The sequence below is a fragment of the Streptococcus didelphis DSM 15616 genome (assembly GCF_000380005.1).
Taxonomy (GTDB): domain Bacteria; phylum Bacillota; class Bacilli; order Lactobacillales; family Streptococcaceae; genus Streptococcus; species Streptococcus didelphis.
The window spans coordinates 164661-187211 of the sequence record NZ_KB904189.1 but is presented as its reverse complement, the minus strand read 5'-3'; the positions used below and the strand labels follow the sequence as shown (position 1 = coordinate 187211).

General features: G+C 37.4%; 18 protein-coding genes. 12 read left to right on the top strand and 6 right to left on the bottom strand.

Translation table 11 applies throughout. The features are described from left to right. Nucleotides 1-9 precede the first annotated feature (9 nt). Together yaaA and A3GU_RS0104890 are read right to left on the bottom strand one after the other, a co-directional pair. Nucleotides 10-741 carry a peroxide stress protein YaaA gene (yaaA, locus tag A3GU_RS0104895; protein ID WP_018366431.1) on the bottom strand — a complete coding sequence of 244 codons (732 nt, stop codon included), beginning with the start codon at nt 739-741 and terminating at the stop codon, nt 10-12. A gap of 42 nt (nt 742-783) precedes the next feature. Next, nucleotides 784-1644, bottom strand: a complete 861-nt coding sequence (locus A3GU_RS0104890) for a VOC family protein (RefSeq protein ID WP_018366430.1) — start codon at nt 1642-1644, stop codon at nt 784-786. Between the two features lie 524 nt (nt 1645-2168). Between A3GU_RS0104890 and nrdF the strand changes: the two genes are divergently transcribed. The 4 genes from nrdF to A3GU_RS0104870 are packed head-to-tail and all read left to right on the top strand — an operon-like array spanning nt 2169 to nt 6162. Further along, nucleotides 2169-3182 carry a class 1b ribonucleoside-diphosphate reductase subunit beta gene (nrdF, locus tag A3GU_RS0104885; protein ID WP_018366429.1) on the top strand — a complete coding sequence of 338 codons (1014 nt, stop codon included), beginning with the start codon at nt 2169-2171 and terminating at the stop codon, nt 3180-3182. After that, nucleotides 3163-3594, top strand: a complete 432-nt coding sequence (gene nrdI, locus A3GU_RS0104880; protein ID WP_018366428.1) for a class Ib ribonucleoside-diphosphate reductase assembly flavoprotein NrdI — start codon at nt 3163-3165, stop codon at nt 3592-3594. Before nrdF ends, nrdI begins: the two co-directional genes overlap by 20 nt. Next, a complete protein-coding gene (gene nrdE / locus A3GU_RS0104875; RefSeq protein ID WP_018366427.1) occupies nt 3594-5759 on the top strand; it encodes a class 1b ribonucleoside-diphosphate reductase subunit alpha in 2166 nt (721 codons plus the stop codon). Before nrdI ends, nrdE begins: the two co-directional genes overlap by 1 nt. A 13-nt stretch (nt 5760-5772) precedes the next feature. Beyond that, the gene (locus tag A3GU_RS0104870; RefSeq protein ID WP_018366426.1) at nt 5773-6162 is read left to right on the top strand and encodes a pyridoxamine 5'-phosphate oxidase family protein; all 390 of its coding nucleotides are present in this window, start codon (nt 5773-5775) and stop codon (nt 6160-6162) included. Between the two features lie 48 nt (nt 6163-6210). Here the strand turns inward: A3GU_RS0104870 and treR are convergent, their stop codons facing one another. Then, nucleotides 6211-6924, bottom strand: coding sequence for a trehalose operon repressor (gene treR, locus A3GU_RS0104865; protein WP_018366425.1), 714 nt, complete (start codon nt 6922-6924; stop codon nt 6211-6213). A 215-nt stretch (nt 6925-7139) separates the two neighbouring features. On the opposite strand from treR, the gene treP reads away from it, so the two are divergent. From treP to A3GU_RS0104825, 8 genes are all read left to right on the top strand, one after another. Then, nucleotides 7140-9179 (top strand): PTS system trehalose-specific EIIBC component, encoded by a 2040-nt coding sequence (gene treP, locus A3GU_RS0104860; protein WP_018366424.1) that lies wholly within the window; start codon nt 7140-7142, stop codon nt 9177-9179. A gap of 68 nt (nt 9180-9247) precedes the next feature. Next, nucleotides 9248-10876 (top strand): alpha,alpha-phosphotrehalase, encoded by a 1629-nt coding sequence (treC, locus tag A3GU_RS0104855; protein ID WP_018366423.1) that lies wholly within the window; start codon nt 9248-9250, stop codon nt 10874-10876. A gap of 175 nt (nt 10877-11051) precedes the next feature. Further along, on the top strand, nt 11052-13091 hold the full coding sequence (locus A3GU_RS0104850; RefSeq protein ID WP_018366422.1) for a BglG family transcription antiterminator: 2040 nt from the start codon (nt 11052-11054) through the stop codon (nt 13089-13091). Nucleotide 13092: 1 nt separating this feature from the next. After that, nucleotides 13093-13380, top strand: a complete 288-nt coding sequence (locus tag A3GU_RS0104845; RefSeq protein WP_018366421.1) for a PTS sugar transporter subunit IIB — start codon at nt 13093-13095, stop codon at nt 13378-13380. A 12-nt stretch (nt 13381-13392) separates the two neighbouring features. Continuing rightward, a complete protein-coding gene (locus tag A3GU_RS0104840) occupies nt 13393-14736 on the top strand; it encodes a PTS ascorbate transporter subunit IIC (protein WP_018366420.1) in 1344 nt (447 codons plus the stop codon). Between the two features lie 2 nt (nt 14737-14738). Continuing rightward, nucleotides 14739-15596 (top strand): transketolase, encoded by an 858-nt coding sequence (locus A3GU_RS0104835; RefSeq protein ID WP_018366419.1) that lies wholly within the window; start codon nt 14739-14741, stop codon nt 15594-15596. Continuing rightward, nucleotides 15593-16534, top strand: coding sequence for a transketolase family protein (locus A3GU_RS0104830; protein ID WP_018366418.1), 942 nt, complete (start codon nt 15593-15595; stop codon nt 16532-16534). The genes A3GU_RS0104835 and A3GU_RS0104830 overlap by 4 nt, the downstream gene beginning before the upstream one ends. A gap of 246 nt (nt 16535-16780) precedes the next feature. Beyond that, nucleotides 16781-18676: a M13 family metallopeptidase gene (locus tag A3GU_RS0104825; RefSeq protein ID WP_018366417.1), complete on the top strand. Its 1896-nt coding sequence runs from the start codon at nt 16781-16783 to the stop codon at nt 18674-18676. Nucleotides 18677-18783: 107 nt separating this feature from the next. Here A3GU_RS0104825 and tsf read toward each other — a convergent pair whose 3' ends face one another. The 3 genes from tsf to ahpF form a co-directional block, all read right to left on the bottom strand. Then, on the bottom strand, nt 18784-19824 hold the full coding sequence (tsf, locus tag A3GU_RS0104820; protein WP_018366416.1) for a translation elongation factor Ts: 1041 nt from the start codon (nt 19822-19824) through the stop codon (nt 18784-18786). Between the two features lie 140 nt (nt 19825-19964). Then, the gene (gene rpsB / locus A3GU_RS0104815; protein WP_018366415.1) at nt 19965-20732 is read right to left on the bottom strand and encodes a 30S ribosomal protein S2; all 768 of its coding nucleotides are present in this window, start codon (nt 20730-20732) and stop codon (nt 19965-19967) included. A gap of 281 nt (nt 20733-21013) precedes the next feature. Continuing rightward, nucleotides 21014-22546, bottom strand: a complete 1533-nt coding sequence (ahpF, locus tag A3GU_RS0104810; RefSeq protein ID WP_018366414.1) for an alkyl hydroperoxide reductase subunit F — start codon at nt 22544-22546, stop codon at nt 21014-21016. Between the last annotated feature and the right edge of the window lie 5 nt (nt 22547-22551).

Sequence of the window (22551 nt, the reverse complement as noted above, 5' to 3'; positions counted from 1 at the left end):
AAAGAGGCTCTAGACCTCTTTTTTTATATAGACATATTTCTCTTTACTTGAGAGTTTTTGGCAGTAGGAAAAGCCTTTAAAATCAAGCTTTGTGAGTTCTTTGAGAGTCTGGCAATTCCTTTCCATACAGGCACTTAAAAAGTAGCCTCTGGCTTTTTTAGAAATTGTTGAATGCCCTTTGAGCTGACCATCTTTTTCCTCTAGAAAGGTGATACTTATCCACAATTTTTTCCTATCCTTAGAGAAAACATCTTCAAATTCACTGGATAGAAGTGAGATAATTGTCATGTCTTTTTTAATAAAGGCATCATAATGGGGGCGCCAGAAATTTTTTAAAGATTTGCCTCTTATTTTGACTTTTGTCTGAAAATCAAGGCGATGTTCAGAAATGGGATAGTCCATCGGTATAATACCGTATAAGGAAGAAGTAATATAGACATGCTTTAAGAGATAGTGTTCTTCTTGAGCACTAAGGTGATTTCTTTTAATGTTACGATACATGAGGCCATTAAAGAGTAAATAAGCAGGATAGGTTTTAGCCTTTTTTTGGTAAATAGCTTGGATTCTTTCAGCTTCTTTTTGACTGGCTTTTGTATTAATTTTGTAGGCATAAGTTAGCTGCTCTTCAGAAAGTTTAGCTAATTCGTCAAGTATAGGTTGACTGTTTGGGGGAAATTGAGCGGGAAATGAACTATCTGGAAGCTTCATTTCCTTTGCTGTTGGAATTAAAAAAGTTAACATATAGATATTGTAGAAAGTAAAAGCCTTCCTGTCAAGGAAAGGCTAGTTACTTTTCGTAAGAATCACTTTAGTCTGAATACCATCATTATCAAGTACAGTAAAACTCTTATCTTGATGATCAAGCAGGGTCATCCCATTGTCGCTGGCATTTTTTAAGCTACTAGTAAAGGCAGACGGATTAGAATATTCAATTGTAATATAATTGAGTCCAGGGATGCCTTGTTCATGTTTTGCTAAACGAGGGCCATCCCAATTGTTAAAGGCCAAGTGATGGTGATAATCGCCAGAAGAAATCCAACTAGCAGTTGAAATGGTCATTTTATTTCGCATTGAAAAAACTTTTTGATAAAGTTTGGAGGAGGCTAGGGCATCTTTTACACTAAGGTGAACATGGCCAATTTTTGTTCCTTGGGCAAGTTTAAAGGTTTCTGGAATGCTAGTTAGGTTATCCAGCATGCTTTTTGCATCCATTGGGTCTGTTACACCAATAATTTGTCCATCTGGACGGATATCCCAGAAGCTTGTGTCTTTATCATAGTAAATTTCGATGCCATTTCCTTCAGGGTCGCTGAGGTAAATAGCTTCACTGTAACCATGGTCTGCCGCACCTTCTACTTGGGTTTGAGAACGAAGGAGGTGTTCAAGGGCTAAGCCCAGATAATTCTTATCGGGAACTAGAATAGCAGTATGGTATAAACCATAGGTCTTTTCCTTGGCTTGCTCAGTTTGTAATAATTCCAGCAAGACATCTTTGCCATCAATGGTTAGTTCCGTTTTTTGACTATCTTGGCTTAAAATACTGAATCCAATAATATTTGTGTAAAATTCAGTCATGGTTTGTAGGTGATTAACATAGAGGGAAACCTTCCCTAATCTTATTTCTGAGTTGTAATCATAGATCATATTTATCTCCAATTAGTATTAATTAATTTATTATATAAGTTTAGGTAGCTATTTGCTAGTAGAGTGTTTCTTAATTTTTAGAAAATTTGTTTTTAGATGAGTTTTAAATAACTTGTAGCCTAATTTACTGAAAGAGTAAAGATCTTCTCTTTTAGAAATTGTAAAAGAAGCCTGTTATGAAAGCTTTTATAATCGTAAAAAATTAAGTACGCTTAATTTTTTAATTTTTACTTTCTTTACAATTAGTTTAAACACTATATTTTGTGCCAAAAATAATTGAATACCACTACATTTTGTGTTAATATTTATTCAAGCCTGTTTAAGAAGAACAGAATCACGGAGAAAGTAAGCTTGCTTACAATAACACAGTTGGCAGAGAAAGACTTCTTTTTGTGTCAAGAATAACATTATAAAAATACTTTTCAAGAAGAGCTGGTGCTTGACATCAGTTCTTGCTTGGATTGTTTTTTTATTGGTCAAAAATTCAAATAGATGCTTAGCATCTTATTATTAGAGGAGTGAAAATGTCATCACAATATTATGATAGGTCTCAGTCACCTTTAGACTTTGCTTTAACTGGTCAAGCCCTTCCCATGCGTTCTGTGAACTGGAACAAATTAAATGATGAAAAAGATTTAGAAGTATGGAATAGAGTGACCCAGAATTTTTGGTTACCTGAGAAGATTGCCTTATCAAATGATTTGGCCTCTTGGAAAAGTCTGGATGATAAGTGGCAAGCATTAATAACAAGGACCTTTACAGGTTTAACTCTCTTAGATACTGTTCAAGCAACTGTTGGGGATGTAGCTCAGATACAACATTCTCAAACAGATCATGAACAGGTTATCTATACTAACTTTGCCTTCATGGTAGCTGTTCATGCCAGATCTTATGGCAGTATCTTTTCGACTTTATGTAATAGTCAACAGATTGAAGAAGCTCATGAGTGGGTAATATCTACACCTAGTTTACAGGCTAGGGCAGAAAAGCTTATTCCATATTATCAAGGGGATGATCCTTTAAAATCAAAGATAGCAGCTGCTATGATGCCAGGTTTTCTACTGTATGGTGGTTTTTATTTACCATTTTACCTTGCTGCTAGAGGTTTATTGCCTAATACATCAGATATTATTAGGTTAATCTTACGCGATAAGGTTATCCATAATTACTATAGTGGTTATAAGTATCAGCAAAAGTTAGCCCAGCTAAGTCCTGAAAAACAGGAGCAGATGAAGACTTTTGTTTTTGACTTGTTGTATGACCTCATTGAGTTAGAAAAAGAATATCTCTATGAACTTTATGAAGGTTTTGATCTTGCTGAGGAGGCTATTTGTTTTAGTCTTTACAATGCTGGAAAATTTTTACAAAATCTTGGTTATGATTCACCCTTTACTGAAGAAGAAACACGTGTTTCTCCAGAAATTTTTGCGCAATTGTCAGCACGTGCAGATGAAAATCATGATTTCTTTTCTGGCAATGGTTCATCCTATGTGATGGGAATAAGGGAGGAAACTGAGGATGAAGACTGGGAATTTTAAAGCGATGTGTCGCTGTGTGGTTTATTTTTCGTCTAAATCTAATAATACCCATCGTTTTGTTGAAAAATTAGCTTGCTCTAGTCAGCGTATCCCTATGGATGGAACAAGTATTAAGGCAAAGGAAGCTTATATCTTAATTGTACCTACTTATGCAGGTGGTGGTGGTAAGCGACAAGGTGCTGTCCCAAAGCAAGTCATTCAGTTCTTAAATGATCCAGACAATAGAAAGTTCTGTTGTGGGGTTATTGGGACAGGAAATACAAATTTTGGAGATACCTATGCTCTTGCAGGCCCTATTATTGCAGAAAAATTAGGTGTGCCTATGCTGCATCAGTTTGAATTGTTAGGGACAAAAGAAGATGTCAAACGGGTTAAAGAATTTTTAATTTGCCCCGAAGAAAGGAAGGATTAATGACACAAAAAAAGAACTATCGTTCCTATAACGCTTTAACACGTTTTAAGGATGATAATGGTAAATATCACTTTGATGCTGATAAACAAGCAATTTCAGCTTATTTGGAGGAAGAAATTTATCCTAATACCTTAAATTTTAATTCCCTAAAGGAAAAATTGGATTACTTGGTCAGAGAAAATTACTATGATTCTAAGCTATTAGAGGCTTATGATTTAGAGTTTATTAGTAATATTTTTGCTAAGGCAGCAAGGGATAAAAAGCCTTTTCAGAGCTTTATGGGAGCTTTGAAATTTTATAATGCTTATGCTCTCAAAACAGATGACCATGAAAAAATCCTAGAACATTTTGAGGATAGGGTGGTTATGAATGCTCTCTTTTTAGCAGCTGGTGATGAGGATTTAGCCATGGCTTTGCTTGATGATATGCTAAACCAACGTTTTCAGCCGGCAACGCCTACTTTTTTAAATGCTGGGAAGGCACGTCGTGGGGAATATATTTCTTGCTATTTATTACGTGTAGAAGATAATATGGAATCAATTTCCCGGGGGATAAGCACTAGCTTACAGTTGTCAAAACGTGGCGGCGGCCTTGCCCTAGCATTGACTAATCTACGTGAGTTTGGTGCTCCAATTAAGGGAATCAAAAACCAAGCGACGGGTATTGTTCCTGTCATGAAGCTTTTAGAGGATGCTTTTTCTTATGCTAATCAATTAGGGCAAAGACAAGGTGCGGGTGCTGTTTATCTTCATGCTCATCATCCAGAGGTAATGACTTTTTTAGATACTAAGCGTGAAAATGCAGATGAAAAGATACGGATTAAGTCTTTGGCTCTAGGTTTAGTCATTCCAGATATTACTTTTGAGTTGGCTAGGGAAAATAAGGAGATGGCCCTCTTTTCTCCTTATGATATTGAACGCGAATATGGCAAGGCTATGTCAGATATTTCCATTAGTCAAGAGTATGACAACTTACTTGCTAATCCAAATGTTAAGAAAACCTTTATTAGTGCGAGACAATTTTTCCAAACTGTTGCTGAATTACAATTTGAATCAGGTTATCCTTATATGCTCTTTGAAGATACGGTTAATAATAAAAACCCTCATCATCGTCAGGGTAGGATTATTATGTCTAACCTTTGTTCAGAAATTGCGCAATTTAGTACCCCGAGTTATTTTAAAGAGGACTTATCTTTTACGGAATTAGGTCAAGATATCTCATGTAATCTGGGGTCGCTCAATATTGCTAAGGCTATGGAGGCTGGTAAAGATTTTGATAAATTAGTGGAACATAGTGTGAGAGCTTTGGATAGGGTATCGCGTAGTTCAGATTTAAGCTGTGCTCCGTCGGTTGAATATGGCAATAATGCTAATCATGCTATTGGTTTGGGAGCTATGAATTTGCATGGTTTCTTGGCTACTCATCAGATTTTTTATGATTCAAAAGAGGCCCTAGATTTTACAGACTCTTTCTTTTATAGTTTGGCTTATCATGCCTTTAAAGCGTCATGTCAGTTGGCTAAGTCTCAGGGAAGCTTTGCTGGTTTTGCCCAGTCGGATTATGCTGACGGTTCTTACTTTAAAAAATATACTGAAGCTAAGCATGAGGTAAAAACAGAAAAGGTAAAAGAACTCTTAGCCCACTATAATTTTTATTTACCAAGTCAAGAGGACTGGAAGCAGTTAGTCGAAATGATTCGAGAAAATGGTTTGGCTAATTCACATCTACTGGCAGTTGCTCCGACAGGGTCGATTTCTTATCTTTCGTCGTGTACACCTAGTTTACAGCCTGTGGTGTCACCTGTTGAGGTTCGAAAAGAAGGTTCTCTAGGCCGTGTCTATGTCCCTGCTTATAACATTGATAATGATAACTATGATTACTATCTTAAAGGGGCATATGAGTTAGGTCCTGATCCTATTATTAATATTGTAGCCAGTGCTCAAAAGCATGTTGACCAAGCTATATCTATGACACTCTTTATGACCGAGTCAGCTACTACACGGGACTTAAATAGAGCTTATATTCAGGCCTTTAAGAAAAAGTGCGCCTCTATTTATTATGTTCGTGTGCGTCAAGAAATTTTATCTGGCAGTGAAACTTATGATCAAGATGAAATGCTTTTATATCAAGAAGACCTAGATAGCTGTCAGTCTTGTATGATTTAAGGAGGAAACAATTATGTTAACAGAAGAAATGAAATCACTTATTGAGAAGCAACTAGCTATGGTGGCTACTGTTGACCATTCAGGAAATCCTAATATTGGTCCCAAACGTTCAATGAGGCTTTATGATGATGAAACCTTAATTTTTAATGAAAATACCGGTGGACAGACACAAGAAAATATTGAAGCTAACGGAAAAATAGAAGTTGCTTTTGTTGATCGTGAACAGCTTAAGGGCTACCGTTTTGTTGGAAAAGCAGAACTCCAAAAAACAGGACCTATGTATGAAGAAGCTAAGGCTTGGGCAGAAGGGAAAATGGGAATTCCTAAGGCTGTTGGTATTATTCATATTGAAAAGATATTTAATTTACAATCAGGTGCCAATGCTGGTAAAGAAATAAAATAAGTCAGTTAATTCATATTATAAAAGCTTAGAAAGGAGACTTTCTAAGCTTTATTTTGTTTGGCGACGTGCAAAATCTACAAATTTAAATTTTTCAAGTTTATGGCGGCTCTCTGTAAATTGGAATTGTTGCTTATTTGAGAGATAAACTTTTGATTTGACAGATACAACATGTTGGTCTGAGCCCAAGTCTAGGAGGATTTTATCCTTATCAGTAATCTGGTCAATGGTGATTTCTTTTAAGGCATAATCAATTTCTAGCTTTAAGTCCTGCTCTAAATAAGCATATAAGGATTTTTCAGCAATTTCCCTACTCATATTAGGAACAATTTTTTTGCTCAGATAGTCAATGTCAAGTACAGAGGCTATTCTATCAACAAGTCTTTGCCTAGTAATGCGCCAGACAATAGTATTAAGAGGAAAGCTTGTTAATTGGGCGATAGTCTCATCAACCAAGAGCTTATCAATAGCAATCACATTGGTTTTAGAATCCATATTAAAATAAGTGACTAACTCTTGGTAGCTGGTTAATTCTGAAACCGGAAAGAGTATCTGCTGGTGTTTGATAACTTGACTTCCGAGACCTTGCTTTTTCTTGATAAGTCCAGCCTTTGTTAGTAAGTCTAAGGCCTTGCGAATGGTGTCACGGCTAACTTGGTATTCTTTACATAGTTCCATTTCAGTGGGTAGGAAATCACCAGTTTTATAATCTTCTTTAGAAATTTTCTTTTCAAGGTCCCTAAAGATTTTTTCATATTTTTTCATAGAGAAATAGAATTCTTTCTAACTTGTTTTCTTTTTAACATACAAGATAGCATATTATAGGGAAATTTTCTATTATTTAGCCAAACAACTTGCCTACAAGTTTGTAATCGATTACAATTTAACTAAACATTAGATTCTATCAAAAGAATTTAAAGAATAAAGCTATTGCTTTTTGATAAGCCAGCCAGCAAGAAAAGAATCCAGAGGATGATGACATGGGAAAATTTGAAAAGGATGCTAGGAGTCTTTTACAGGCTATTGGCGGTAAGGATAACGTGAAGGCTGTCACCCATTGTGCGACACGTATGCGTTTTGTTTTGGATGATAAGGACCAGGCTCAGGTAAATGAGATTGAAAAAATCCCAGCAGTTAAGGGGACTTTCACCAATGCTGGGCAATTTCAAGTCATCATTGGTAATGATGTGTCTCTTTTTTATAATGATTTTACAGCTGTTTCAGGATTAGAAGGAGTTTCTAAGGAAGCAGCTAAATCAGCAGCCAAGTCCAATCAAAACCCTCTTCAACGTGTAATGACAATGTTAGCGGAAATTTTTACGCCCATCATTCCAGCTATTATTGTTGGGGGATTAATTTTAGGTTTTCGCAATATCCTCTCAGGTATCCCCCTGGAATTTCTAGGGCAGCAAGTAGAAAGAGGAAAACTGGTTTTTGATGCTGCAGGCCAACCTGTTTGGAATACCATTGTTAATGTATCTCCATTTTGGAATGGGATAAATGATTTCTTATGGTTACCAGGTGAAGCTATCTTCCATTTCTTACCAGTAGGAATTACTTGGTCGGTAACACGAAAGATGGGAACAACTCAGATTTTGGGTATTGTTTTAGGGATTTGTCTGGTTTCGCCACAGCTTTTAAATGCTTATGCTGTTGCTAGTACACCAGCTTCTGAGATTGCTAAAAGCTGGGTTTGGGATTTTGGCTTCTTTACCATTAATCGTATTGGTTATCAAGCACAGGTTATTCCGGCACTATTAGCTGGTCTGTCCCTTGCTTATTTAGAAATATTTTGGCGTAAGCGTATCCCAGAAGTTATTTCTATGATTTTTGTTCCTTTCTTATCACTTATTCCAGCCTTAATTTTAGCTCATACTATTTTGGGACCTTTAGGTTGGACAATTGGTAAAGGTATTTCCTTTGTCGTATTAGCTGGTTTAACTGGTCCTGTTAAATGGTTATTTGGCGCTATTTTTGGAGCACTCTATGCCCCATTGGTTATTACTGGGCTTCATCATATGACAAATGCCATTGATACGCAATTAATGGCTGATACAGCAAGTCATACAACTGGGCTTTGGCCAATGATTGCCTTATCTAATATTGCCCAAGGGTCATCAGTCTTTGCTTATTACCTGATGAATCGCAAAAATAAGGGTCAAGCTGAAGTATCACTTCCAGCAGCGATTTCAGCCTATCTTGGGGTGACAGAGCCAGCACTCTTTGGTGTTAATCTTAAGTATGTTTATCCTTTTGTAGCAGGTATGATTGGTTCATCCTGTGCGGGGCTTTTAGCCACAACTTTTAATGTTCAGGCAAACTCAATTGGTGTAGGAGGCCTGCCAGGAATAATGGCAATTAATGTTAAATACATGCTTCCATTCATTCTTTGTATGGCAGTGGCTATTCTTGTGCCAATGGCCTTAACCTTCTTTTTCCGCAAGTCACATATCATGACCAAGACAGAAGATGAAGCTATTATGGCTCAAATGGTAGAGGAAAGTCAAGCTTCTTTAGAACAAGATCTAACACAAACACCTCTTGATCTAAAAGATAAAGTTCTTGAATTAAAGAGTCCACTTACAGGAGAAGTTAAGGAGTTGAGTCAGGCTAAAGACCCTGTTTTTGCCCAAGGGATTATGGGACCAGGCCTTTTAATTCAACCAAGCCAAGGAGAACTGGTATCCCCAGTTGATGGTCAGGTAACAGTTCTATTTCCAACTAAACATGCTATTGGACTAGCTACAGCCCAAGGGCTTGAAATTCTAATGCATATCGGTATGGATACTGTTAACTTAAAAGGTGAAGGCTTTGTAGCACATGTCAAGCAGGGTGACTGGGTTAAGGTCGGTGATAAGCTGATTTCCTTTGATATGTCTGCTCTCCAACAAGCAGGCTATTCAACAGAAATCCCTCTTGTCATCACTAGTCAAGATCATTTTGAAATGAATATTTTAAAGCATGTATTACCATGTTCAGTTACTCAAACAGAGCCCCTCATGCTAGTAAGCAAGAAATAAAGTAATGGTGATTATAATAAAAATCAGGAACTGATATCAGTTCCTGAAGCTATTTCAAAGGAGAAAAAATGGCGATTGATAAAGGTAAGGTTGTTTACCAGATTTACCCCAAGTCCTATAAAGACACCAGTGGAAATGGGATTGGTGATTTAGCTGGAATTATTGAAAAAATCCCTTATTTGAAGGAGCTTGGAGTTGATATGGTCTGGTTGAATCCTTTTTATCCTAGTCCCCAAAGAGACAATGGCTATGATATTACAGATTATACAGCTGTTAATCCAGTCTTTGGAACAATGGCTGATTTTGAAGACCTAATTGCTTGTGGACAGGCTAATGGTATTGAGTTTATGTTGGATATGGTATTGAATCATTGCTCAACAGACCATGAATGGTTTCAAAAGGCTCTAGCAGGAGATAAGTATTATCAGGACTTCTTTATTTTGCGAGACCAACCGACAGATTGGCAGTCGAAATTTGGAGGCAGTGCCTGGGCACCCTTTGGAGATAGTGGTAAGTATTATCTTCATTTATTTGATGTCTCCCAAGCCGATTTAAACTGGCGAAATCCAAATGTTAGAAAAGAACTTTTTAAAGTGGTTAATTTTTGGCGTGATAAGGGGGTCAAGGGCTTTCGTTTTGATGTGATTAACTTAATTGGTAAAGATGAACAGTTACAGGACTGTCCAATAAATGATGGAAAACCTGCTTATACAGACAAGCCAATTACCCATGATTATCTTAAGATGCTGAACAATGCTAGCTTTGGCCAAGACGACTCCTTTATGACAGTTGGGGAAATGTCAGCTACCACTATTGAAAATTGCATTCTCTACACAGCTCCAGAGCGTGAGGAACTTGCCATGGCCTTTAACTTTCATCATTTGAAGGTGGACTACAAGGATGGCCAAAAATGGACTCTTATGGATTTTGATTTCCCTACTTTACGAGATCTTTTTCATGCTTGGGGAGAAGGGATAAGTCAAGGTAATGGTTGGAATGCTCTCTTTTATAATAACCATGATCAACCTCGTGTCTTGAATCGTTTTATAGATGTCGAACATTTTCGAAATGAAGGAGCTACTATGTTAGCAGCTTCAATTCATCTGTCTCGTGGTACTCCTTACATCTATATGGGAGAGGAAATTGGCATGCTTGATCCGGAATATGACACAATGTCAGATTATGTCGACGTTGAAAGTTGGAATGCCTATCATAGCTTACTTGAAGAAGGTAAAACGCCCGAGCAGGCTTTCGGCATTGTCAAAGCCAAATCCCGCGATAATTCACGAGTTCCCATGCAGTGGGATGCCAGTCAAAATGCTGGTTTTTCAAAAGGGGAACCCTGGTTAAAAGTTGCTAAAAGCTACAGGGAAATTAATGTTGAAACAGAAAAAAATGGAAAAATCTTTCCCTTTTATCAGAAACTAATTAAGCTACGAAAAGAATGGCCTATTATTGCTGAGGGAGATTATAAAGCTTATTTAAGAGATAGTCAGTCTGTTTATGCCTTTGAACGTCATTTTGAGGGTCAAAAATTACTTGTTCTCAATAACTTTTACGCCCAAACACTTACCCTTGATATACCAACTTCTTATCAGGGAGGACAAGTTTTAATCAGTAATTATGAGATAGAAAAAATGGGTGATAAAGTAGATTTGAAAGCCTATCAGACCTTGGCTATTTTAAGTAAGCCATAAGAATAAGTAAGAATAACCACCTAAGAACTGAGCTTAATAAGCCAGCTTTAGGGTGGTTTTTATTGTTATTGTTGAGCCCAATTAGAGTTTGTCTTTTGACAAGAGAGATTGTGCTAAAATGGGTCTAGTTTATTGTAAACGTTTTCGATAAAATGGATTTTAGAAAGGACCAGTGATGATTGACAATAAAGCAATAGTTGTATTTGTCACTTTGATGACCTATCAAGAAATTTCCTTATATGAATTGACTGTTAAAACTAAATTTTCCTTAAAAGAAGTTAAGGAACATTTAGCTAATCTGAATCTTTTTTTAGCAGACAAGCATTATCCCCAACTGCTCTTAGGTGAAAAAGGCTATTCGGTTCCAATGGAGGTGCAAAGGGAGTCGGACAAGATTTTTGAACTTTTAAATGCAGGCCAGGTCTATCTAACACAAAGTGAGAGAATTAACCTGATTTACCTCTATACCTTTTGCCGTAGAGAGTTTGTGTCTAACCATCATTATCAAGATTTCCTAAAGGTAAGTAAGAATACAAGTCTATCAGACATTAAAGAATTAAGGAAAAAGATGGCAACCTTTCATGTCAAGCTAGAATATACTCGCTCAGTAGGTTATCGCTTAGTTGGCAGAGAAATTGATAAGCATCAACTTGCCTATGAAATGATAGCTACCCTATTACAATCTCCAATAGGTGACTGGGCTTTAAATTATATTTTAGCTTCTTGGAAATACCCTGTTTCTTATGAACAGTGTGCCCAAAAGGCTAGAGACTACTATCAGGCTTTTAAGATGTCGCCAATTTTAGATCGCTTGCAGGAATGTTTGTATAGTTTAATCCTTGTACATTGTCGCTATTTAAGGCCTGTAGAACATGTAGAAACTGACGATTTTCCTCTTTCAGAACAGTTAGCTGCACTAAGCAAGGTAATTAGTCAAGATATTCTTAGGCAATTAGCTAGTTATTTAAGACTTGAAAAGAAGGATTTTGATTATTTTTCCCTTTTGTTAGCTGCCTGTTTTGAAGGCGAAGGCTCGCTTAATAATTCATTTTTTCAGGAAATGACTTTAAAGATTATTACTAAAATGCAAGATATTTCCCTTTTAAATTTTAAGCAAGAGGAGGATTTAATTTCAGATTTAAAAAGACATCTCATTCCTGCCTACTATCGGATGAAGTATGGGATTACAAATGAAAATGATTATACAAATCGTATTAAGGAAAACTATCAGGACCTTTTTGCCTTAGTCAAACAATCCCTTCAGCCTTTAGCTGATGCTTTAGGAAAAGAGATTCCAGACTGTGAGATAGCTTATTTTGTTCTTCATTTTGGTGGTTACTTAAAAAAGAGTAAGCAAGAAAGAGAAAAAACTTACCGGGCAGTTATTATTTGTCCTAATGGGGTTAGTTCTTCCTTAATTATTAAAGAAAATCTAAGGGTTTTATTCCCTAAAATAGCTTTTCAAGGAATTTCCCGAGTAGATCAACTTGGGGAAATAGCTAGTCATTCCTATGATTTGATTTTTTCCACTATTCATATTGATGCTCAAAAGCCTGTTTATCTAGTCCCCATGCTTATGACTGATGAGCAAACTTATCAGCTCTTTCAATTAGTTAGTCATGATTTTCCAGATATTGCTAATGATTTAGAAATGGAGCAATTACTAAAAATTATTAGTCAGTATGCCACTATTACGCAAGAAAAAGAACTACAGTTTGCCCTTAAAAAATTTTTAAGGCAAGATTTTAATAGAAAGGATGTACGTCCCGTGTTACAAGAACTCATTAGAGAAGCTACTTATCAGACGAGCTCACAAGATTTGGATTGGAAACAGGCCATTCGTTTGGCAGCTCAACCACTTTTGAAAAATGGTCAGATAACAGAAAATTACCCAGAAGCAATGATTAAAAAGGTAGAAGAATTTGGTCCTTTTATTAATTTAGGAAAAGGTATTGCCATTCCCCATGCAAGACCAGAAGATGGGGTTTTAGAAGTGGGCATGTCTATGTTAGTTTTAGAAAAACCTATTTACCTACTTGATGATCCTAAACAAGAAATTTATTTACTTATTTGTATTGCAGCTATTGATAATGAGACGCATTTAAAAGCCTTATCTCATTTGACAACTATTTTACGGGATAAAGGAAAAGTTTCTTGCTTGCTTAAATCCCGCTCATATCAGGATATTAAAGAAATTATAAAACAGGAGGCATAATATGAAGTTAAGAATTGGTACAGCATGTGGTTCAGGATTGGGTTCTAGCTTTATGGTTCAAATGAACATTGAATCTATTTTGAAAGATCTAGGTGTAACAGATGTTGAGGTAGAGCATTATGATTTGGGTGGTGCCGACCCTAATGCAGCAGATATCTGGATCGTTGGTCGAGATTTGGAAGATTCAGCGGGTCACTTGGGGGATGTTCGGATCTTAAATAGTATTATTGATATGGATGAACTAGGAGCATTAGTGACTAGCATTTGTCAGGAAAAAGGACTCATCTAGGAGGGATAAATCATGAAATTTTTAGTGGATATTGCCAGTACACCAGCTATACTGGTTGCTTTAATTGCAATTATTGGCTTGTTACTGCAAAAAAAAGCCCTGCCAGAGATTGTTAAAGGGGGTATTAAAACCTTTGTAGGCTTTTTAGTGGTCTCAGGTGGTGCAGGTATTGTTCAGAGCTCTCTCAAACCTTTTGGAACCATGTTTGAACATGCTTTTCATCTATCAGGGGTCGTTCCCAATAACGAAGCTATTGTAGCCTTAGCCTTAACTAAATATGGCTCAGCTACTGCCCTAATCATGTTTTCAGGAATGATTTTTAATATTTTAATTGCTCGGTTTACCAAGTTTAAATATATTTTCTTAACTGGACATCATACGCTTTATATGGCTTGTATGATAGCAGTTATTATGTCTATTTCAGGTTTTACCTCACTTTCTCTAATTTTATTTGGAGGGCTTGCTCTGGGGATGATCATGAGTGTATCGCCTGCTTTTGTTCAAAAATACATGATCCAATTAACGGGAAATGATAAGGTTGCCTTGGGGCATTTTAGTTCTTTGGGGTATTTTGTTAGCGGTTTTGTTGGTGGTCTTGTTGGAGATGAGTCACAGTCAACAGAGGATATTAATTTTCCAAAGAGTTTATCTTTCTTACGTGATAGTACTGTGAGTATCACTATTTCTATGGCTATCATTTATTTAATAGTGGCTATTTTTGCTGGCCCTGCTTACATTTCTAAGGAACTCAGTAATGGAACACATGGGCTTGTCTATGCGCTACAGCTAGCAGGTCAGTTTGCTGCGGGAGTATTTGTTATCTTAGCAGGTGTTCGTCTTATTCTTGGGGAAATTGTTCCAGCCTTTAAAGGAATTTCAGAAAAATTAGTGCCAAATTCAAAACCTGCCTTAGACTGTCCTATTGTTTATCCTTATGCTCCTAATGCGGTATTAATTGGTTTTATTTCTAGTTTTGCAGGTGGTCTTCTTAGCATGGCCATTATGATTGTTAGCGGAACAACGGTTATCCTACCAGGGGTTGTTCCTCATTTCTTCTGTGGTGCTACAGCTGGGGTTATTGGAAATGCTTCAGGTGGTGTACGTGGTGCAACTGTGGGTGCCTTTGTTCAGGGTATTTTAATCAGTTTCTTACCAATTTTCCTAATGCCTGTATTAGGTGGACTTGGTTTTGAAGGGTCAACCTTCTCAGATGCTGATTTTGGTTTAACAGGTATTCTTCTTGGTTTCCTTAATAATATTGGTGGTGTAGTAGTCATTGCGACTGGTTTAATACTTATTTTGATAGCTTTGATTGCTCTATCATTTCTTGGAAAATCAAAGGTTAAGGAGGGATAGCTATGGCATTAAGTGAAGAGACCTTGGCTCACTTAAAAAGATTTGCCTCTCAAATACGATTTGAGACCTTAGAAACTCTTAATCATCTTGGTTTTGGGCATTACGGGGGGAGTCTATCAATTGTCGAGCTTTTAGCAACCCTCTATGGTCAGATTATGCCTATGACCCCTCAATTATTTGAAAAGAATCAGCGAGATTATTTTGTACTGTCAAAGGGTCATGCTGGCCCTGCTCTCTATAGTACCCTCTATTTACAAGGTTTTTTTGACCAAGAATTTTTACATTCTTTAAATACGAATGGAACTAGACTTCCTTCACATCCTGATAGGAACTTGACACCGGGAATTGACATGACAACAGGTTCTCTTGGTCAAGGAGTCAGTGTAGCTACAGGAATAGCTTATGCTCAGAAGATAGAAGCCTCTCCTTACGTTACCTATGCAGTTGTTGGTGATGGGGAGTTAAATGAGGGTCAGTGCTGGGAAGCTTTTCAATTTGCAGCCCATCAGCAGCTAGCTAATTTCTTTATATTTGTTGATGATAATAAAAAACAGCTGGATGGCTTAACTAAAGACATTTGTCACACAAGGGATTTTGTGGCAAAATTTCAAGCTTTTGGATTTGAAGCCACCCGTGTTGATGGTGGGGATATTTTGGCTATCTATGATGCTATTATGGCTTTTAAAGAATCAGCCTCATCAAAACCTAAATGTATTGTATTAGATACTATTAAGGGCCAAGGGGTCAAGCTGATAGAAGACATGGCTGAAAATCATCATCTACGTCCAAATCAGCTGCAAAAAGAAAGCTTGGTAAGAGCCGCTAGTGCCTTAAAAGAGGAATTGGAGGTGAGTAGATGACTCGTTCTGTAAAAGAAATGCGCATGGTATACAGAGACTTTCTCTTAGAGAATTCTAGTCAGGAACAAGGACTTGCAGTTCTAGAAGCTGATTTGTCAAGTTCTATGGCAACTAATACATTGGCTGAAGCTTTTGGGAAGCGTTACGTGAATGTAGGTATTATGGAAGCCGAGATGGTGGGGCTTGCGGCAGGCTTGTCTCTTAAGGGTTATCATCCCTATTTACATACCTTTGGTCCTTTTGCTTCTCGGCGTGTCTTTGATCAATTATTTATCTCCTTAGCTTATGCTCAGCTCAATGCTACTATTATTGGTTCAGATGCAGGTGTTAGTGCTGAAATGAATGGTGGTACTCACATGCCTTTTGAGGAATTAGGATTGCTCAGGCTTATTCCTAAGGCAAATGTTTTTGAAGTGAGTGATGATATCCAATTTCAGGCAGTTTTGAAGCAAAGCTTATCTCTTAAAGGCTTAACTTATATTAGAACCATCAGAAAAAATCCTAAACCGATTTATCAGGGAGGTGAAGATTTTTCAAAGGGCTATTTTGAGCTTCGTCAAGGAAAGGATATAACTGTTGTAACGTCAGGGATAATGGTGGCAGAGGCACTTGAAGTAGCAGAAAAGATGGCTAAAGAGGGGATTGCTGTTGGGGTAATTGATCTTTTCCGTGTTAAACCTATTCATGAGGAAGTGAAAACTTTATTACTAGGTAAGCCTATTGTAACCCTTGAAAACCATAATAAAATAGGTGGGCTAGGAAGTGCCATATGTGAGCTTGTCAGTGAAGAAAAGACAACCCCGGTTAGACGCATGGGAGTGGATGAAAGTTTTGGCCAGGTGGGAAAGATAGCTTATCTGCTTGATTATTATGGTTTGTCCCAAGAGTCTATTTATAGGACTATTAAGGACTTCCTAGAACAAGCCACTAGAGAGTGAGTTTTCAGAAATAATTATCTTTTTTTGAATGATACCCCAAAGCTTAGACGAAAATCTACTGGCTTGGGGTATTTATTTTACAAGCTATTTTTTCTCATTTAATACTAAAAAATGAAAATAAAATGTGTTTTTAACTAAATCTCAGGATAAAGACAAGTTTTTTAGCTATAAATTTGTTATAATGTAAGAGGTTACAAGGAATTGTTTTTCATGGAAGACAATTTTAATAATAATAAGGAGTTTGTAATGAAAACATATCAAGAAGATTTTTATCAGGCTGTGAATGGCAAGTGGATTGAAACAGCCATTATTCCTGAAGATAAGCCCACAACAGGTGGTTTTTCAGATTTAGCAGACGAAATTGAAAACCTAATGCTTGAGACCACGGATAATTGGTTAGCAGGTAAGGAGGTGCCTAAGGATAGTATTTTAGAAAATTTCGTGGCTTTTCATAGAATGGTTGCTGATTATGATAAACGTGAAGAAATTGGTGTAACGCCTGTCCTTCCTTTGATTAAGGAATATAAGACCCTAGGTTCATTTGCAGAGTTTGCTTCTAAGATAGCAACTTATGAGATGGCTGGTAAACCTAATCTATTCCCATTTGGGGTGTCGCCAGACTTTATGAATGCCCAGCTAAACGTCCTTTGGGCAGAAGCTCCAAGTATTATTTTGCCAGATACGACTTACTATGAAGAAGGTAATGAAAAAGGAAAAGAATTCCTTGCCCTTTGGCGTGATATGCAAGAAGACCTCTTGCCTAAGTTTGGTTTTTCTGATGCTGACATTAAAGATATTCTAGACAAGGTAATTGAGTTAGACAAAAAACTTGCTAGGTATGTCCTATCTCGGGAAGAATCTTCAGAGTATGCTAAGCTTTATCATCCTTATGAATGGGAAGACTTTACTAAACTAGTTCCAGAACTCCCTTTAACTGATATTTTTAAACAAATCCTTGGTCAGGTTCCAGATAAGATTATTGTGCCAGAAGAAAATTTCTGGACTGAATTTGCTGCTGACTATTACTCAGAAGCAAATTGGGATTTGTTAAAAGCAGATTTAATTTTAACGGCAGCAGGTAGCTGGAATGCTTATTTAACAGATGAGATTCGAGTAAAATCAGGTAGCTATGGGCGTGCTCTTTCTGGAACTCCACAGGCTATGGCTAAGAAAAAGGCAGCCTTTTACTTGGCGCAAGGTCCTTATAATCAAGCTTTAGGGCTTTGGTATGCTAAGGAAAAATTCTCAGCAGAGGCTAAGGCTGATGTAGAGAAGAAGGTAGCTACTATGATAGATGTCTATAAGCATCGTCTGGAAACAGCTAATTGGTTAGCGCCAGCCACTCGTGAAAAGGCTATTACTAAGCTCAACGTGATTACACCACATATTGGCTATCCAGGTAAATTACCAGAAACCTATGTTAAGAAAATCATTGATGAGAGCAAGTCTCTTGTTGAGAATGCTCAGGCCTTGGCTGAAATCTCAATTGCTCATAGATGGAGTAAGTGGAACAAGCCTGTGGACCGTAGTGAGTGGCATATGCCAGCTCATATGGTTAATGCTTATTATGACCCTCAGCAGAATCAGATTGTTTTTCCTGCTGCTATTTTACAAGCGCCATTTTATTCTCTAGAACAAAGTTCTTCTGCTAATTATGGTGGGATTGGTGCGGTTATTGCTCATGAAATTTCACATGCTTTTGATACTAACGGAGCTTCTTTTGATGAAACTGGTAGTCTTAATAACTGGTGGACAGAGGCAGATTATGCCGCCTTTAAGGAAAGAACGGATAAGGTAGTTGCGCAATTTGATGGCCTTGACTCACATGGTTCTAAGGTAAATGGGAAATTGACTGTTTCAGAAAATGTTGCTGATTTAGGTGGTGTGGCTTGTGCTTTAGAGGCAGCTCAAAGAGAGGCTGATTTTTCTGTTCGTGAATTCTTTGTTAATTTTGCTAAAATATGGCGATTGAAGGCGCGTGAGGAATATATGCAAATGCTAGTAAGTGTAGATGTGCATGCTCCAGGGCATTTACGTACAAATGTTACCCTTACAAACTTTGAAGAATTCCACCAAGAATTTGACATTAAAGAAGGGGACCCAATGTGGCGTGCTCCTGAAAATCGAGTGATTATTTGGTAATAACAGTCAAAATACTCTGGAAGAAAGTTTTCGGAGTATTTTTTTGTGGTTGACTTGTGTAGAAAGAAAAAATCCCTGACTCTGAGGTCAAGGATTTTAATATGCTATTAGCTATTTAGGGCAGCAGCCATAGTTGCTGCAACTTCAGATTCAAAATCATTTGATTTTTTCTCAATACCTTCTCCAACTTCGAAACGTGCAAAGGCAATTGCTTTTGCGTTTACTGAGTTAAGGTAAGCTTCAACGGTTTTGCTGTCATCCATGATGTAAACTTGAGCAAGAAGTGTGTAAGCTTGGTCAACTTTAGTGTTGTCAAGCATGAAACGATCCATTTTACCTGGGATAATTTTGTCCCAGATTTTTTCTGGTTTACCTTCAGCTGCAAGTTCAGCCTTGATATCTTCTTGAGCTTTAGCAATAACATCTTCAGACAATTCTGCTTTTGATCCATATTGTAGGAATGGAAGTGGTGCTTTGTCAACCATTGCGCGTGATTCGTTGTCAAGCTCAATAGCATGGTTTAATTGTGCTAATTCATCTTTAACAAATTGGGCATCAAGTTCAGTGTATGAAAGTACAGTTGGTTTCATAGCAGCGATATGCATTGAAATTTGTTTAGCAAGAGCGTCATCGCCACCTTCAATAACTGAGATAACTCCGATACGTCCACCATTGTGTTGGTAAGCACCAAAGTGTTGCTCATCAGTTTTTTCAAGAAGGGAAAAACGGCGGAATGAAATTTTTTCTCCGATTGTAGCAGTTGCATTAACATATGCTGCGGCAAGAGTTTCACCACTAGGCATGATTAATTCAAGTGCTTCTTCATTGTTAGCTGGTTTGTTTTCAGCAATAACTTTAGCTGTTTCATTTACTAATTCAACAAATTGTGCATTTTTAGCAACAAAGTCTGTTTCAGCGTTTACTTCCACAACAGCAGCAAAGTTACCACTTACATAAACACCAGTAAGTCCTTCAGCTGCTACACGGTCAGCTTTTTTAGCTGCTTTAGCCATTCCTTTTTCACGAAGAAGTTCAATGGCTTTGTCCATGTCACCGTCAGTTTCCACAAGTGCTTTTTTTGCGTCCATAACGCCGGCACCAGATTTTTCACGTAATTCTTTTACAAGCTTAGCTGTAATTTCTGCCATTAGTAGAATCCTCCAATAATTAATAGTTATTATTTTAGTTTAAAAAAACGAGACAGAGCGGTTTGCTTTCTGCCCCGTTTAATGTTTCACTTTTCAAGAATATTTAAAGTTATATGACCTTGAGAAAAGTCAGTTTAAACTTAAGCTTTGTCGCCTTCGACAACTTCAACGATTTCTTCAATTGATTCTGCTTTAGCTTCAGTATCAAAGTCAACATCTGCATCTTCACCTTGGCGGCCTTCGATAACAGCGTCAGCAAGTTTAGAAGTGATTAGTTTAACAGCGCGGATAGCATCATCATTTGCTGGGATGATAACATCGATATCATCTGGGTCAGCATTTGTATCAACCATAGCTACAACTGGGATACCAAGTTTTTTAGCTTCTTTAACTGCGATTTGTTCTTTATGAGGGTCAACCACGTACATTACATCTGGAATACGAGGCATATCTTCGATACCACCCAAGAATTTTTCAAGACGAGCACGTTGTTTGTTAAGAAGTGCAACTTCTTTCTTAGGAAGGACATCGAATGTTCCTTCTTCTTCCATACGTTTGATTTCTTTCAAACGAGCAATACGTTTTTGGATTGTTCCCCAGTTTGTAAGCGTTCCACCCAACCAACGATGATTGATGAAGTATTGACCTGCACGAGTTGCTTCGTCAGCAACTGCTTCAGCAGCTTGTTTTTTAGTACCTACAAACAAGATAACAGCGTCATTTGCCGCAGCATCACGAACAAATTCGTAAGCCTGGTCAGCTAATTTAACAGTTTGTTGTAAGTCGATAACATGGATACCGTTACGTTCTGTAAAGATGAACTTAGCCATCTTAGGGTTCCAGCGACGAGTTTGGTGACCAAAGTGAACACCAGCCTCAAGTAGTTGTTTCATTGAAATTACTGCCATGAGTAGTTTCTCCTTTTTGTTTTTTAGCCTCTCTCAACCGTCAACTTGCAGAACCACCACGAGGGCAACAATTCCACAATGGGGTTAAGATGAGTATTTGTCGCACAAACGACAAGACTATTCTATCAGATTTAGCAAGAATTAGCAAGTTAAATATGACTTTCAGCCTTAAAATTCTTGGCTAACAAAAATAAGCCACCCTTTCTTTAGACCTAGCTATTTACTAGTGTCAGTTAGAAAGGAAGGCTCATTTTATAAGATGTTTTAAATCTTTCTTTAAATTATTGTCTAATTAAGTAATCAAATGCTCCGATGGCAGCAGTAGCTCCTGATCCCATTGAGATAACAATTTGTTTGTAAACGGAATTAGTACAATCTCCAGCTGCAAAAATACCAGGAATGTTCGTTGAACCATGGCCATCAACAATAATTTCACCACGTTCTGTAAGTTCAATGCCACTACCTTTTAACCAAGCTGTATTAGGAACTAAGCCAATCTGAACAAAGACACCTTCTAAATCAATGTGTTTTTCTTCCTTAGTTTCACGATTAGTATAGTTGATTCCTGTTACACTATCTTGGCCAACAATGTCTTTAGTTGCAGCATTGGTAATAACAGTAACATTATCAGTTTTGGCAGCACGTTCTTGTAATACTTTATCAGCTTTTAGTTCTGGTAAGAATTCTAAAACGGTGACATGTTTACAGATACCTGCTAAATCAAGTGCTGCTTCCATTCCGGAGTTTCCACCACCGATAACAGCAACGTCCTTATCTTCAAATAAAGGTCCATCACAGTGAGGACAATAAGTAACTCCCTTATTACGGAATTCATCTTCCCCAGGAACGTTAATATTTCTCCATTTTGCGCCTAAGGCTAGGATGGCGGTTTTTGCTTTTAAAACTGCACCGTTAGCTAGGGTTACTTCAACTAAATCTTTTTTCTGGATAGAAGTAGCTAGTTGTGATTTGATGATATCTACTTGATATGATTTGGTATGCTCTTCAATTTGAGCCATGAGTTTAGGACCTTCTGTATACAAGGTTCCAATCATATTTTCAATACCAACAGTTTCCATAACCTGACCACCAAATGTTTCGGCTAAGAGGCCAGTTTTCAGCCCTTTACGTGCAGCATAGATGGCAGCACTGTTACCAGCTGGTCCACCACCAACGATAAGCACATCATAAGTACCTTTGTCAGCAAATGCTTCTTCAGATAAGGGGCCGGAAATTTGGTCAAGTAATTGTTCAATAGTTGCGCGACCAGATGTAAATTCCTCGTTGTTTAAGTAAACCGCAGGGACAGACATGATTCCTTTTTCTTTAACTTCGTCTTGGAACATGCCTCCTTCAATCATGGTATGTGAAATATTGTCGTTTAAAACAGCCATGATATTGAAGGCTTGGACAACATCTGGACAGTTATGACAAGTCAAGCTAGCATAAGTTTCAAAGTGGAGTGGTTTATCAATTGCTTTAATACGAGTGATAATGTCGTCATCTACTTTTGGTGCTCTTCCTGAAACCTGTAGTAATGCAAGGATAAATGATGTAAATTCGTGTCCAAGTGGTAGACCTGCGAATTCAACCCCACTTTCTTTACCTTTTTGAGCAATTCTAAAGCTTGGTTGTCGAGAAAGTTCTTTGTTTTCAATAGAAATGCGTTCTGACATTGCAGCGATTTCTTCTACAAACTCTTTCATTTTTTTAGAGTTTTCATCTTGACCAAGATCAACTTGCAAAACGATATCAGACTCTAATAAGTCTAAATATTGATTAAGTTGAGCCTTAATATCTGAATTTAAAGCCATGAATA

Excerpts from the sequence above, each read along its gene's own strand:
- yaaA (WP_018366431.1), bottom strand. The coding sequence starts at position 741 with ATGTTAACTTTTTTAATTCCAACAGCAAAGGAAATGAAGCTTCCAGAT.
- A3GU_RS0104890 (WP_018366430.1), bottom strand. The coding sequence starts at position 1,644 with ATGATCTATGATTACAACTCAGAAATAAGATTAGGGAAGGTTTCCCTC.
- nrdF (WP_018366429.1), top strand. The coding sequence starts at position 2,169 with ATGTCATCACAATATTATGATAGGTCTCAGTCACCTTTAGACTTTGCT.
- nrdI (WP_018366428.1), top strand. The coding sequence starts at position 3,163 with ATGAAGACTGGGAATTTTAAAGCGATGTGTCGCTGTGTGGTTTATTTT.
- nrdE (WP_018366427.1), top strand. The coding sequence starts at position 3,594 with ATGACACAAAAAAAGAACTATCGTTCCTATAACGCTTTAACACGTTTT.
- A3GU_RS0104870 (WP_018366426.1), top strand. The coding sequence starts at position 5,773 with ATGTTAACAGAAGAAATGAAATCACTTATTGAGAAGCAACTAGCTATG.
- treR (WP_018366425.1), bottom strand. The coding sequence starts at position 6,924 with ATGAAAAAATATGAAAAAATCTTTAGGGACCTTGAAAAGAAAATTTCT.
- treP (WP_018366424.1), top strand. The coding sequence starts at position 7,140 with ATGGGAAAATTTGAAAAGGATGCTAGGAGTCTTTTACAGGCTATTGGC.
- treC (WP_018366423.1), top strand. The coding sequence starts at position 9,248 with ATGGCGATTGATAAAGGTAAGGTTGTTTACCAGATTTACCCCAAGTCC.
- A3GU_RS0104850 (WP_018366422.1), top strand. The coding sequence starts at position 11,052 with ATGATTGACAATAAAGCAATAGTTGTATTTGTCACTTTGATGACCTAT.
- A3GU_RS0104845 (WP_018366421.1), top strand. The coding sequence starts at position 13,093 with ATGAAGTTAAGAATTGGTACAGCATGTGGTTCAGGATTGGGTTCTAGC.
- A3GU_RS0104840 (WP_018366420.1), top strand. The coding sequence starts at position 13,393 with ATGAAATTTTTAGTGGATATTGCCAGTACACCAGCTATACTGGTTGCT.
- A3GU_RS0104835 (WP_018366419.1), top strand. The coding sequence starts at position 14,739 with ATGGCATTAAGTGAAGAGACCTTGGCTCACTTAAAAAGATTTGCCTCT.
- A3GU_RS0104830 (WP_018366418.1), top strand. The coding sequence starts at position 15,593 with ATGACTCGTTCTGTAAAAGAAATGCGCATGGTATACAGAGACTTTCTC.
- A3GU_RS0104825 (WP_018366417.1), top strand. The coding sequence starts at position 16,781 with ATGAAAACATATCAAGAAGATTTTTATCAGGCTGTGAATGGCAAGTGG.
- tsf (WP_018366416.1), bottom strand. The coding sequence starts at position 19,824 with ATGGCAGAAATTACAGCTAAGCTTGTAAAAGAATTACGTGAAAAATCT.
- rpsB (WP_018366415.1), bottom strand. The coding sequence starts at position 20,732 with ATGGCAGTAATTTCAATGAAACAACTACTTGAGGCTGGTGTTCACTTT.
- ahpF (WP_018366414.1), bottom strand. The coding sequence starts at position 22,546 with ATGGCTTTAAATTCAGATATTAAGGCTCAACTTAATCAATATTTAGAC.